The sequence below is a fragment of the Cupriavidus sp. P-10 genome (assembly GCF_003402535.2).
In the GTDB taxonomy this organism is placed as follows: Bacteria; Pseudomonadota; Gammaproteobacteria; order Burkholderiales; family Burkholderiaceae; genus Cupriavidus.
Window position 1 is genome coordinate 3659476 of the sequence record NZ_AP025170.1, and the last position, 13636, is coordinate 3673111.

10 protein-coding genes are annotated in these 13636 nt (G+C 68.0%); 4 read left to right on the top strand and 6 right to left on the bottom strand.

The features are described from left to right. Positions 1–35 precede the first annotated feature (35 nt). The 6 genes from CTP10_RS16870 to def form a co-directional block, all read right to left on the bottom strand. Entirely contained in the window at positions 36–2471 is a 2436-nt protein-coding gene (locus CTP10_RS16870) for a sensor histidine kinase (protein ID WP_116320059.1), read from the bottom strand. Further along, a complete protein-coding gene (locus CTP10_RS16875; protein WP_116320060.1) occupies positions 2468–3340 on the bottom strand; it encodes a DUF4390 domain-containing protein in 873 nt (290 codons plus the stop codon). The genes CTP10_RS16870 and CTP10_RS16875 overlap by 4 nt, the downstream gene beginning before the upstream one ends. Positions 3341–3349: 9 nt before the next feature. Further along, positions 3350–4774, bottom strand: coding sequence for a 16S rRNA (cytosine(967)-C(5))-methyltransferase RsmB (gene rsmB / locus CTP10_RS16880; RefSeq protein WP_116320061.1), 1425 nt, complete (start codon positions 4772–4774; stop codon positions 3350–3352). Between the two features lie 180 nt (positions 4775–4954). Then, the gene (gene htpX, locus CTP10_RS16885; RefSeq protein ID WP_116320153.1) at positions 4955–5815 is read right to left on the bottom strand and encodes a zinc metalloprotease HtpX; all 861 of its coding nucleotides are present in this window, start codon (positions 5813–5815) and stop codon (positions 4955–4957) included. 209 nt (positions 5816–6024) lie between these two features. Next, positions 6025–7038, bottom strand: coding sequence for a methionyl-tRNA formyltransferase (gene fmt / locus CTP10_RS16890; RefSeq protein ID WP_116320062.1), 1014 nt, complete (start codon positions 7036–7038; stop codon positions 6025–6027). 159 nt (positions 7039–7197) lie between these two features. Beyond that, the gene (gene def / locus CTP10_RS16895; protein ID WP_116320063.1) at positions 7198–7704 is read right to left on the bottom strand and encodes a peptide deformylase; all 507 of its coding nucleotides are present in this window, start codon (positions 7702–7704) and stop codon (positions 7198–7200) included. 161 nt (positions 7705–7865) lie between these two features. Here def and CTP10_RS16900 point away from each other — a divergent pair, with 161 nt between their 5' ends. The 4 genes from CTP10_RS16900 (at position 7866) to CTP10_RS16915 (ending at position 13563) form a co-directional block, all read left to right on the top strand. Further along, positions 7866–9035, top strand: a complete 1170-nt coding sequence (locus CTP10_RS16900) for a LysM peptidoglycan-binding domain-containing protein (protein WP_116320064.1) — start codon at positions 7866–7868, stop codon at positions 9033–9035. Between the two features lie 28 nt (positions 9036–9063). Beyond that, the gene (gene dprA / locus CTP10_RS16905) at positions 9064–10239 is read left to right on the top strand and encodes a DNA-processing protein DprA (RefSeq protein WP_116320154.1); all 1176 of its coding nucleotides are present in this window, start codon (positions 9064–9066) and stop codon (positions 10237–10239) included. A 93-nt stretch (positions 10240–10332) separates the two neighbouring features. Beyond that, entirely contained in the window at positions 10333–10737 is a 405-nt protein-coding gene (locus tag CTP10_RS16910; protein ID WP_116320155.1) for a thioredoxin family protein, read from the top strand. 147 nt (positions 10738–10884) lie between these two features. After that, a complete protein-coding gene (locus CTP10_RS16915) occupies positions 10885–13563 on the top strand; it encodes a DNA topoisomerase III (RefSeq protein ID WP_116320065.1) in 2679 nt (892 codons plus the stop codon). Positions 13564–13636 lie beyond the last annotated feature (73 nt).

Sequence of the window (13636 nt, forward strand, 5' to 3'; positions counted from 1 at the left end):
ACCGCAGCGTTCCGGAGCGGAGCGCCAAATGTTGACTATGTCAGCTTAACGAACAGGATCGAGATCTGTGCGCCGATGACCTCCGCACCTTCCATGCGATTGCGCAGCTCGATGCGCGCACCGTGTTCGTCAATGATCTTCTTTACCATCGCGAGCCCGAGACCCGTGCCCTTGGCTTTGGTGGTCACATAGGGCTCGAACGCACGGCTCAGGATCCGTGGTGCAAAGCCGGGACCATTGTCCGCAATGGTGAGCTTGACGGCCTGCCGGTTTTCGCCGGCAGAATCTTTGTATTCTACAGTCTCGGTGTTCAGAGTGATATGGGGCGCCGCCCTACCCGCCGCGACGTTCTCCGTCGCCGCATCCTGCGCGTTCTGCAGCAGGTTGTGGATGACCTGGCGCAGCTGCGTGGGATCGCCCTTGATCTCCGGCAGCGCACTGCCCAGCGTCGGATGGATCACCGGATGCTCATGCACTGCCGGATCGTCGATCCCATACAGATGCAGTACGTCCGCCACCAGGCTGTTGAGCTGCAGCGATTGCAGCACCGCGGGCGGCGTGCGCGCGTAGTCGCGGAAGTCGTCGACCATGCGCTTCATCGCCGCCACCTGGTTGACGATGGTGGCAGCGCCGCGCTTGAGCACGTCGACATCGGTACCTTCCAGCTTTGGCGAAAGCTTCATCTGCAGCCGCTCGGCCGAGAGCTGGATCGGCGTCAGCGGATTCTTGATTTCGTGCGCGAGGCGTCGGGCCACTTCGCCCCATGCCACCGAGCGTTGAGCGGAAATCACATCGGAAATATCGTCGAAGACGATGACGTAGCCGGGCTCGTCGCGCTCGCCGCCAGGCAGCCGCGCACCGCGCACCAGCAGTGTCAGCGGCTGCTCGTCGGTGCCGGCGTGGCCTTGCGGCAGCTCGATCTGCTTCTGCCAGTGCTCGGCGCCGCCCAGGACCTCGCTGGTGTTCTGGTCCGAGAAGGCCTGGCGCACGATTTCGCCGAACGGGCCCATGCCGGGGATTTGTTCTACCGGCAGTCCCAGCACCGCGCCGAACGGCTGACGGAAAATGCGCTCTGCGCCGGGGTTCGCGGTGACCAGCACGAAGCGCCGGTCGAATACCAGCACGCCCGCGGTCAGGTTCTGCAGCACGCTTTCGAGGTAGGCCTTGGACTGCTCCAGCGCCGTGCGGTTTTCTTCCACCGCCAGGCGCGCTTCGGCCAGCTGCCGCGTCATCAGGTTGAACTGCTGCGTCAGCATGCCAAGCTCATCCCGGCTCTTCAGTTCGCGCTTGGGCGACAGATCACCCTCGGCCACTTCCTTGGTCCCCTGCAGCAGCATCAGCAGCGGCCGCGCCAGCTGGCCGCCGAGCAGCAGCGCCAGCATCACGGCGATAAAGACCGCGAGGAACAGCGTCAGCGTCAGCGTGCCGATATACATCTTGCGCAGGCCGGTGCGGCCCAGCGCCTTTTCCTGGTATTCCTGGTACGCGCGCTGGACCTCGTCGGCATTGCGCGCGAGCACCGCAGGCACCGGGTGCAGCACCTGCAGGTAGCGTTCTTCGCGCACGGTCTCGCCGACCAGGCCGAAGCCGCTCGACGGCGATTCCTCGGGCCGGCGTTCCACCGACAGGCCCGATCCGGCCCAGCGCGGGCGCGTCGCCGCGCGCGGCGTGCTCGCGGCCATCTGGTCCTGCGCGGTGGTTGGCGCCGCGCCCAGCGGGATGATCACGCGCAGCCGGTACAGGTGGCTGCTGTCGACGCGCTCGGCGCTCTTGCTGTCCTGCGCCGGATCGGTACCGCCTTCCACCGCCGCGTAGCCGCCTGCCAGTCGCGCCTGCTCGGCCAACACGCCCGAGGGCAGGTCGGGCACCAGCGCCGCGTAGTTGCTCGACGCGGTCGCCAGCACGCGACCGCTGCCGGTGAAGATCGCCGCCTCCTGCACGCCATACTGCTCGCGCAGCCGGCTCAGCTGCAGCGAGGTGGCCACGCCCGACGACCCGGCCAGTTGCTCGCCCATCAGCCGCGCCTTGCCCTGCAGGTCGGCCAGTGCGCTGTCGATGGTGGAGCGGCCCAGGTTGAGGCCGGCTTCGAGCGCGGTTTCCACGCGCACGTCGAACCAGGACTCGATGCTGCGCGAGACGAACTGCAGCGACACCAGGTAGATCAACACACCTGGCAGCACGCCCACCACGCCGAAGAACACCGCGAGCTTGGTCATCAGCCGGGTGCCAAACTTGCCGCGGCGATAGCGCAGCCACAGTGTCACCGCGAGTGCGCCGATGATCAGCACCAGCAGCACGCCGATCACCAGGTTCACCTTGAACAGCAGCGTGAAATAGCGATCGAAGAATTCGGTATTGGCCGACGCCCCGGCCAGCAGGCCAACCAGTACCAGCGCCAGGAAAACGATAATCCCTGCCACGACGCGATACAGCACGCGCCGGAAGCGGCTGTCCCACAGCGAAGTGTTCATGGCTGGCTTGAGGCAGACAGCGCTGGCTGCGCCAGCAGCGCCGGCGACAGCGCGTTCGACACCGTCTGCACGAAGACGGCGTTGCGCGGCTCCGCGGCGGCGGCCGGTGCGCCCGGCGCGGACGCAGGCGCGGGGACGGCAGGCGAAGCGGGCAGCGGCGGCGATGCCGGTGGCGGCGCCGGAACCGCGGGCGCCGGCACCGGCACCGGCGCTGGTGCCGCGTTCAGGTCCGTGGGCACGGTATAGGTAAAGCGGCGCCAGTCCGATGCCAGGTTCCAGTCGCGTGTATTGACCGCATTGATCTGGAATGGCTTGGGCAACTGCGACAGGTCAAGCCGCATGCGCACCTGCGCGTGATAGCTTTCGCCGAGCCTGACCGCGTTGCGTTCGAATACGCGCCAGCCGCGTACCCGCTGGATAAACTGCAGCGCGCTCTTCAGCCGCGAGAACGGCAACTGCAGGCCGCCGGTGGAAACGCGGTATTGCCGCGTCAGCGGCTGGTAGGACAGGCGCACGCTGCGGCTGGTGTTGACGGGCTTGTCATCGAACCAGTACCAGCGTGGCCGTGTCAGCTCGAAATCGACCACAAAATAGAGCGAGATGCCCTTGTGCAGGGCCTCTTCCGGCGCGGGCGGCAGGTCGAACTCGAAGCTCGCGGCCAGATCGAAGCCGCCGTCCTGGTATTCGATGCGGGCCTCGGTGGCCTCGATCACCTGCGCATGGGCTGCGGGCGGCAGCCACAGCAGCAACGCCAGCGCGAGCATCAGCACCACCCGCAAGCGCGCCAGCAGGTGCGTCTGCAGGTGCCCTGTTCCCGTGGCGGAATCCACAGTAACGCGGCAGTCTGACGGGCGCGGCGTGCTCAGCATCGGATCAGATCAGGCGCGCTTCTGGAAGCGGGCGTAGTAGAAGCCATCGTGATCCGATGGCAGGCTGGCATTGCCGGCATCCTTTTCACCTTGTTCACCGGCCGCGGGCGTTGTCGTACGGGTGCCGGGCAGCAGCTGCCCCGGCGCCTCCAATCGTATCGCATCTGCCAGTTGTGCACCAAACCAGCGCGCCTGCTCCTCGCCTTCCGTTGGGAAAATAGAACACGTGACGTAGACCAGGATGCCGCCCGGCCTGAGCAGCGGCCACAGCTGCGACACGATGCGGCGCTGCTCGGTGATCAGCTTGGCGATATCGGTTTCGCGCCGCAGCCAGCGGATATCGGGATGGCGCCGCACGATGCCCGAGGCCGAGCATGGCACGTCGGCCAGGATGCGGTCGAAGGGCTGGCCGTCCCACCAGTCGGCGGGCCGGCTGGCATCACCCACCACGATGCGGGCCTGCTTGCCGAGGCGCGCCAGGTTTTCGTTGATGCGGGTGGCGCGTTGCGGGTCGCTTTCGACCGCGGTCACGTCGATGTCGGCAAGCTCCAGCAGGTGGCCGGTCTTGCCGCCGGGCGCGGCACAGGCATCGAGCACGCGCATGCCGTCGGCCACCTCCAGCAGCGGCGCGGCCAGCTGCGCGCCGGCATCCTGCACCGACACCACGCCTTCGGCAAAGCCCGGCAATTGCGTCACCGGCACCGCGCGCACCAGGCGCACGGCCTGCGGGCCAACCACGGCGCCGGCCAGGCCGGCATTGGCCAGGTCGGTCTGGTATTGCTTCACGCTGACCCGCGCGGTGTTGACGCGCAGCGTCATCGGCGGGCGCACGTTGACGCTCGCGGCGAGGTCGGTCCACTGCTCGGGGTACGCCTCGCGCAGCATGCGCAGCCACCACGGCGGCAGGTTCCAGCGTGCCTGTTCGTCACGGTTGACCTCGGCCAGCAGCGCCTTGCGCTCGCGCAGGAAACGGCGCAGCACCGCGTTGACCAGGCCGCGCGCATGCGCGGTCTTGGGTTCCGAGGCGGCCGCGCCGACCGCCTGGTCGACCACCGTGAAGGTGCTGTAGCCGGCGCGGCCGGGCGCGCCTTGCGCCGTGTCCTGGCCGTCCTTGTCAGCCTTGTCCTGCCGCTGGCCCGGTGCCTGTTCCAGCAGCAGCGCCAGCGCCACCGCCAGCAGCGAGTCCACCTGCGCGCCAGGCGGGCGCGTGACCAGCTTGGTCACCAGCGCGCGCGCGGTGCCGAACTGGCGCATGGTGCGGTAGGCAATGTCCTGCAGCGCGCCGCGCGTGGCGGCATCGCGCACGCGGTCCAGGCGCAGCTGCGCCGAGGCGTCCTCGATTGCCTGCGGCAAGGCGGTGCCTTCGCTGACGGCACGTACCGCGGCGGCGGCGCCAAGCATCTGGAAGGCAAGCGAATCGGGAGGCAGGCGCATATCGGTCAGGCAGCGGGTGAGGCAGCAGGTAAGTCGTGAATCGGTGGGCAGCCGGGCATGGGTAAGAAAAAAAAGCCCGCTGGTCCATGTGGAAACCAGCGGGCAGTTTACCTTGTGCGAGGGGCCGGCACCGGATTTGCGGCCGCGACGGCTCCCCGACGGCGGCCAGCGCCCGCCTGGTCAGGCGGGATAGGTCCCGGTCTGCGCCATCTGCATCAGGCGCGCGATGCGTTCCTCGGTCGCCGGGTGGGTCGAGAACAGGTTGGCGATGGCGCCGCCCGAGAGCGGGTTCATGATCATCATCTGCGCCGTGGCCGGGTGCTCCTCGGCCGCCTGGAACGGGATGCCCTGCGCATAGCGATGGATCTTGTCCAGCGCGCTGGCCAGCGCCTGCGGGTCGCCGCTGATCTCGGCGCCGCCACGGTCAGCCTCGAATTCACGCGCGCGCGAGATCGCCATCTGGATCAGCGAGGCTGCCAGCGGCGCCAGGATCGCCACCGCGATGCTGGCGATGGGGTTGCTGCGGTTGCCATTCTCGTCGCGGCCGCCGAAGAACATCGCCATGTTGGCCAGTGCCGAGATAGCACCGGCCATGGTCGCGGCGATGGTCGAGGTCAGGATGTCGCGGTGGCGCACGTGCGCCAGCTCATGCGCCATCACGCCGCGCAGCTCGCGCTCGGACAGCACGCGCAGGATACCGGTGGTCGCCGCCACGGCGGCGTGTTCCGGGTTGCGGCCGGTGGCAAAGGCGTTCGGCGCGTCTTCGTTGATCAGGTAGACGCGTGGCATCGGCAGGCTGGCGCGCTGCGCCAGCTCCTGCACCATGCCGTAGAACTGTGGTGCGGTACTGGCGTCGACTTCCTGCGCGTTGTACATGCGCAGGACCATCTTGTCCGAGAACCAGTAGGAAAAGAAGTTCATGCCGAGCGCGAGCAGCAGCGCCATCATCATGCCGCTGCGTCCGCCGATCATGCCGCCGATGACGATGAACAGCGCCGTGATGGCCGCCATCAGCATGAAGGTCTTGACCCAGTTGAACATTGCGGTGATCTCCATGTAGTGGACCGCGCCTGCCGCTGCAAGACTTTGCAAAACATGCCGGCGCGATGACCGTTAGATAGGGGCCAACACCAGAAAATTCAACTGCTTGCGGGCGAAAGGGACCCGTGCCGGTCCCTGTCTCCGCGTCATGGCGCATGGCGCACACTGCATGTGCGCGCCGCGCTGGTTCCGCCCGCGGGTACCACCGATTATGCCTGCGGCGCCCCGTTGCCGGGTACCGCGCAGCGCGTTCCGGGGGGCAGCGGCATGGCCTGCAGGAACTGCTGCGCCGGCTGGCGGCGCCCGCCCGGCTTTTGCAGCTCGGTGACCTGCAGGGCGCTGCCGTCGCCGCAGGCGATGAGGATGCCGCCGGCATCGGCCGCCAGCACCGTGCCGGGCGGGTGCGGCAGGCTGCTGGCCGCCGCCAGCGGCAGCGCCTGCCAGCACTTGATGACGGTATCGCCGACCTGCACGGTGGCGCCGGGGAACGGGTTGAAGGCGCGCACCTGGCTGGCCAGCGCGGTGGCCGGGCGGCGCAGGTCCAGCGGCGCCTCGTCCTTGGCGATCTTCTCGGCGTAGGTGACGCCGGCTTCGGGCTGCTTCGTCGCCGCCAGCGCGCGGCCCGCGGCCAGTTCCTGCAGCGCCGCGACGGTCATGCGCGCGCCCAGCGCGGCCAGCTTGTCGTGCAGCGTGCCAGTGGTGTCGTCGGCGCCGATCGGCACGGCCTCGCGCGTGAGCATGTCGCCGGTGTCCAGGCCCTCGTCCATCTGCATCAGCGTGATGCCGGTCTCGGCATCGCCGGCCTCGATGGCGCGGTGGATCGGCGCCGCGCCGCGCCAGCGCGGCAGCAGCGAGCCGTGGATGTTGAGGCAGCCCAGGCGCGGCAGCTCCAGTACCTCGGCGGGCAGGATCAGGCCGTAGGCGGCCACCACCATCACATCGGGGGCGATCTCCGCCAGCGTATCCACGGCCGCGGCGGCCTCTTCCGGATACTTGCCTTGCCGGCGCAGCGACCGGGGCTGCAGCACCGGGCCGATCCCGTTGGCCACCGCGTACTGCTTGACCGGGCTCGCCTGCAGCTGCATGCCGCGGCCCGCAGGCCGGTCCGGCTGCGTCAGCACGGCCACCACGGGAAAGCCGGCGGCGTGGATGGCTTCAAGCGCGACGCGCGCGAACTCGGGCGTGCCGGCAAAGGCGACACGCAGGGGTTTGGCTTGGGACATGGCAGGTTCCGAGGTGAATACGGGCTGAAAGCGCAACCGGCCGCTATCGCGGCCGGTACGTTTGTTCTTCGGAAGTCATAAAGATAACAGACCCCGCGCACGTGTCGAGTGCAGGAGGCGGATTCCGCCGTGCTGTTACATCTTCGCGCGGACGCCGCCTTACATGCGGGTGCGCTCGCGCTTCTGCAGCTTGCTCTTGATGCGGTTCAGCTTGAGCGGCGACAGGTACTCGACGAAGACCTTGCCGCGCAGGTGGTCGATCTCGTGCTGGATGCACACAGCCAGCAGGTCGTCGGCGTCCAGCTCGAAAGTCTCGCCCTTTTCGTTGAGCGCGCGCACGCGCACGCGGTCGGGGCGCTCGACGCGGTCATAGACCTCCGGCACCGACAGGCAGCCCTCTTCCCACACCTTGCGGTTGTCGCTGGCCCAGACGATCTCCGGATTGATGAAGACCTGGAGCTGGTCGCGCGTTTCGGACACGTCGATCACCACCACCTGCTCATGGACGTTCACCTGCGTAGCGGCCAGGCCGATGCCGGGCGCCTCGTACATGGTCTCGGCCATGTCCTTCACCAGCTGGCGGATGCGGTCGTCCACTGCCGCGACGGGTTTCGCGACGGTGTGCAGGCGAGGATCGGGGTAAGTCAGGATGTCGAGTTTTGCCATGATGCTAGGGCGCAACGCCCGCTTGAGCGCGCGACCCGGCCGCGTTGCGGCGTCGGGTATTTACATGCAGAATCGGGGCGCCAGTACAAAAAATCAAGGCGCGCCGAAGCAGGCACGCTCTCCAGGGTCAATCCGGCCGTACCACCGGCCGGTTCAGGAAAATGCGCGATCTTACCAAAGAACACCAGGCGGCGTCGGGCCGCAGGCTGCACGCGTTCACCCTTACATTGCTGAGTGCCGCCGGCATCACTGCTGCGGCAAGCCTGCCCGTGCGGGCCGCTGACCTGACGGTCACGGCGGCGCAGCAGGCCGAGGCCCAGCGCACTGCCCGGCAGGGTATCCCGATCGCCGATCTCGCCCCCAATGCGCCCTCGCAGTACACCGTGCGCAACGGCGATACGCTGTGGGGCATTTCCGGCCGGTACCTGCGCCAGCCGTGGCGCTGGCCCGAGCTGTGGGGCATGAATCAGCAGCAGATCCGCAACCCGCACCTGATTTACCCCGGGCAGATCCTGTACCTGATCCAGCGCGACGGCCGCGCCTGGCTGTCGACCACCCCCGCCGGCAACGGGACCGTGCAGCTGTCGCCGCGCATGCGTGGCGGCGACGCGGACGGGGCCGCCATCCTCAGCATTTCCGCCAGCGATATCGAGCCGTTCCTGATTCGCCCGCTGGTGGTCGATGAGGGCACGCTGGCAACGTCGGCACGGATCGTCGCGGTGCCCGAATCGCGCGTGTACCTGGGCCGCGACGACAGCGCCTACGCGCGCGGCATTGCCGCCGATGCGCCGGCCGGCAGCGACTGGCAGGCCTATCGGCCAGTCACGCCGGTGCGCGATCCGGTCACCAACGCCGTGCTCGGCTATGAGGCCGAATACGAAGGCAATGCCCGCCTGGCGCGCGGCGCGCAGGGTCCCGACGCGGTTTCCACGCTGCAGGTCACGCAGGCCCAGCAAGAGATGGGCGTGGGCACATTGCTGATGCCGCAGCCGGCGCGCGAAGCGGTGCGCTACGTGCCGCACGCGCCCGATGCGGAGGTCGACGGCCGCGTTGCCAAGGTCTATGGCGGCGTCGAATTCGGCGGTGCCAAGCAGGTGGTGGTGCTCAACGTCGGCAGCAAGGCCGGGCTCGAGCCCGGGCAAGTGCTGGCGCTGTCGCGCGCCGGCGAGACCGTGCACGACCGGACCGATCAGAACCGCAGCATCCGCCTGCCCGACGAGCGCTACGGGCTCGCCTTTGTCTTCCGTGTGTTCCCCGGCGTTGCATACGCGCTGGTGACCGACGCCTCCAACGTGATCGCGGTCGGCGACCGCGCCACCTCGCCGCGCTGAGCCGGCCTTGGCGGATGGCGTGAAGGCCTTGCTCCTGGCTGGCGCAAGGCTGGACAACTCGGGGCAGGGCAACCCGCGGCAGGACACCGCGCGCGAGCCCGCGGACGTGCTCGCATGGCTGCGGCTGGCCAATGCGCCGGGCGTCGGCCCGGTGGCCGCGCAGCGCCTGCTGGCGGCGTTCGGCCTGCCACAGCAGGTGCTGGCGCAAAGCGTGGCAGCGCTGTCGTCGGTGGTGCCGGCCAAGCTGGCGCGCGCCGTGCTGGCTGCCCCCGGCGCCGCGGTGTCGGCGCTGGCCGAACGAACGCTGCGCTGGCTCGACACGCCCGGCAATCACGTCGTCACGCTCGCTGACGACGCCTATCCGCGGCGCTTGTTCGACCTGGCCGATCCGCCGTTGCTGTTATATATCCAGGGCGATCCCGCCATGCTGGCTCGCCCCGCCGTGGCCATCGTCGGCGCGCGCTCGGCCACCGTGCAGGGCACGCGCGACGCGCTGGCGTTCGGGCGCGCCCTGTCCGAGTCAGGGCTGACGGTGGTGTCGGGCCTGGCGCTGGGCATCGACGCGGCGGCCCATACGGGCGGCCTGCGTGGCTGCGGTGGCACCGTGGCGGTGACCGGCACCGGGGCGGACCGCGTCTATCCCGCCGGGAACCTTTCATTGGCACGCGAAGTGGCGCAGCGCGGCGCTATCGTCACCGAGTTCCCGCTCGGCATGCGCGGGCTGGCGGCCAATTTCCCCCGGCGCAACCGCATCATCGCCGCGCTCGCGCGCGGCGTGCTGGTGGTCGAGGCGGCAGCGCGCTCGGGCTCGCTGATCACGGCGCGGCTGGCGGCGGAGCTTGGGCGCGAGGTGTTCGCGATCCCAGGCTCGATCCACGCGCCGCTGTCGCATGGTTGCCACATGCTGATCGGCCAGGGGGCGAAGCTGGTGGAGTCGGTCGGGGACGTGCTCGACGAACTCGGCCTCCCCGCCCTACCCCGGGGCGCGGCGGCCCCGGACCACCACGATGTCACCGGCATGGCCCGATTTTCAGAACCGGCTGCTACCCTGTTGCCGGCACTCGGCTACGATCCGGTTACGCTGGACGCGCTGTGCGAGCGCAGCGGCCAGCCCCCGGAGTTGGTCGCGGCGCGCCTGCTCGAGCTGGAACTGGCCGGCGTGGCCGAACGTCTACCGGGAAACCTGTTCCGGCGCCTCGGCTGAGCCAGGCTTGGTGCCGCAAGAGAGGGGTGCAGTCCCGATACCGCTACAATCGCCGGCGTCCGCATGCTGCGGGCGCCTCATGATTCCGATGCCATGACCGTTTACTTTCCCGAGCGTGACGCCGCCGCCATAGCCGAATGCCTGGCGGCGCGGCCACAGGGCCGCCTGGTGGCATGCCTGTGCGCGCAATGGTGCGGTACCTGCCGGGATTACCTGAAGGCGCTGGCGGCGCTGGCCGGGCGCCATCCGCAGGATTGTTTCGTCTGGATCGATATCGAGACCCATGCCGACGCGCTTGGCGATATCGACATCGAGAACTTCCCGACGCTGCTGGTACAGCCGGCGTCGGGCGGCGCGCCGCAGTTCTATGGCACGCTGCTGCCGCACATCGAGGTGCTGGAACGCATGCTGACGCGTGGTGGCGCGATGCCGGCGAGCGCCGAAGAAATGCCGCAGGTGCTGGACTGGTTACTTGCCGGAGGCCGCGGCGCCGCCTAGGCGGTGCAGGCGACGACGATGGGGCTTGCTTGCACCGTCGTTGAAACCGCGCTTATTATTGGCGCCTCAAAGCCTCCCGGCGTTCTGATTACTACGTTTGCAGTGCAATAGCGGGTTGCCGGAAGCGGCTCGCAAGGACCCTTTCCCATGTCAAAAGCCCTCATCATCGCGGAAAAGCCGTCGGTCGCGGCGGATATCGCCCGTGCCCTCGGGGGGTTTACCAAGCACGACGAGTATTTCGAGAGCGACGAATACGTGCTGTCTTCGGCAGTTGGCCACCTGGTCGAGATTGCCGCCCCGGACGAATACGAGGTCAAGCGCGGCAAATGGAGCTTTGCCAACCTGCCGGTGATCCCGCCGCATTTTGACCTGCGCCCGATCGCCAAGACCGAGTCGCGCCTGAAGGTGCTGAACCGCCTGATCAAGCGCAAGGACGTGACCGGGCTGATCAACGCCTGCGACGCGGGGCGCGAAGGTGAACTGATCTTCCGCCTGATCGCGCAGCAGGCCAAGGCCAAACAGCCGATCCGCCGCCTGTGGCTGCAGTCGATGACGCCACAGGCCATCCGCGATGGCTTTGCCAGCCTGCGCGAGGACGAGGACATGCTGCCGCTGGCTGACGCCGCGCGCTGCCGCTCGGAGGCCGACTGGCTGGTCGGCATCAACGGCACGCGCGCCATGACCGCCTTCAACAGCAAGGGCGGCGGCTTCTTCCTGACCACCGTGGGCCGCGTGCAGACGCCGACGCTGTCGATCGTGGTCGAGCGCGAAGAGAAGATCAAGCACTTCGTCCCGCGCGACTACTGGGAAGTGCACGCCGAGTTCATCGCCGCCGCCGGCCTGTACGAAGGCCGCTGGTTCGATCCCAAGTTCAAGAAGAGCGAGTTCGATCCCGAGGCGCGCGAGTCGCGACTGTGGAGCGAGGCCGAGGCCAAGAGCATCGTTGCCGCCTGCCGCGACAAGCCGGGCACCGTCACCGAGGAATCCAAGCCTTCGACGCAGCAGTCGCCGGCGCTGTTCGACCTGACCACGCTGCAGCGCGAGGCCAACTCGCGCTTCGGCTTCTCGGCCAAGAACACGCTGGGCCTGGCACAGGCGCTGTATGAGAAGCACAAGGTACTGACCTATCCGCGTACCGACGCGCGCGCGCTGCCAGAGGACTACCTGGACACGGTCAAGCAGACCATGGACATGCTGGCCGACAGCTCGCCCAACTACCTGCCGCACGCCAAGAAGATCCTGGCGCAGGGCTGGGTCAAGCCGAACAAGAAGATCTTCGACAACAGCAAGATCAGCGACCACTTCGCCATCATCCCGACGCTGCAGGCGCCCAAGAACCTGTCCGAGCCAGAGCAGAAGCTGTACGACCTGGTGGTGCGCCGCTTCCTGGCGGTGTTCTTCCCGGCGGCCGAGTTCCAGGTCACGACCCGCATCACCGAAGTTGCCGGCCACCACTTCAAGACCGAAGGCAAGGTGCTGGTCAACCCGGGCTGGCTGGTGATCTATGGCCGCGAGGCGCAGGGCGACAAGGACGCCGCCAACCTGGTGCCGGTGGCCAAGGACGAGAAGGTCAAGACCGACAAGGTCGAGAGCGTCGGCCTGACCACCAAGCCGCCTGCCCGCTACAACGAAGCGACGCTGCTGTCCGCCATGGAAGGCGCCGGCAAGCTGGTGGACGACGACGCGCTGCGCGAAGCCATGGCCGGCAAGGGCCTGGGCACGCCAGCGACGCGCGCGGCCATCATCGAAGGCCTGCTGACTGAAAAGTACCTGGTGCGCGAAGGCCGCGAGCTGATCCCGACCGCCAAGGCATTCCAGCTGATGACGCTGTTGCGCGGCCTGGGCGTGCAGGAACTGACGCAGGCCGAGCTGACCGGCGAGTGGGAACACAAGCTCTCGCAGATCGAACGCGGGCGCCTGAAGCGCGACGAGTTCATGCTCGAGATCGCGCAGATGACGCAGCAGATCGTCAAGCGCGCCAAGGAATACGACAGCGACACCATCCCGGGTGATTACGCCACGCTGGATACGCCGTGCCCGCAGTGCGGCGGCCAGGTCAAGGAAAACTACCGCCGCTTCGCCTGCACCGCGTGCGAATTCTCGATCAGCAAGATCCCGGGCGGACGCCAGTTCGAGATCGAAGAGGTCGAGGAGCTGCTGCTGAAGAAGGAAATTGGTCCGCTGCAGGGCTTCCGCAGCAAGATGGGCCGGCCGTTTGCCGCCATCCTGAAGCTGGGCAAGGACGACGACGGCAATTTCAAGATGGAATTCGACTTCGGCCAGAATGACGACGAGGGCGACGGCGAGCCGGTCGACTTCAGTGGCCAGGAGCCCGTCGGCACCTGCCCGAAGTGCGGCAGCGCGGTGTTCGAGCACGGCATGAAGTACGTCTGCGAGAACAGCGTGGCCAGCCCCAAGAGCTGCGACTTCACCACCGGCAAGATCATCCTGCAGCAGGAAATCAGCCGCGAGCAGATCGGCAAGCTGCTCAACGACGGCAAGACCGACCTGCTGACCGGGTTCAAGTCGTCGCGCACGGGCCGCAACTTCAAGGCGTTCCTGGTCAAGCAGCCGGACGGCAAGATCGGCTTCGAGTTCGAGGCCCGCGAGCCCAAGCCGGGTGCCAAGACGGCGTCGCGCGGCGCGGCCAAGGCGGCTGACGCCGAGCCCGCACCGGCACCGGCCAAGTCCGCGGCAACGAAGACGGCGGCCACAAAGACGGCTGCCGCGAAAACGGCAGCGAAGAAGACCGCGACCAAGACCGCGGCCAAAAAGGCGCCAGCCAAGAGCGCGGCGCGCAAGACCGCCGTCGAAGCCGGCGAGTAACGTGGTCGAAGCGCGGCCGAATCGCGGTAACAGCACGGTAAAAGCAAAGGGGCCCGCAAGGGCCCCTTTTTCA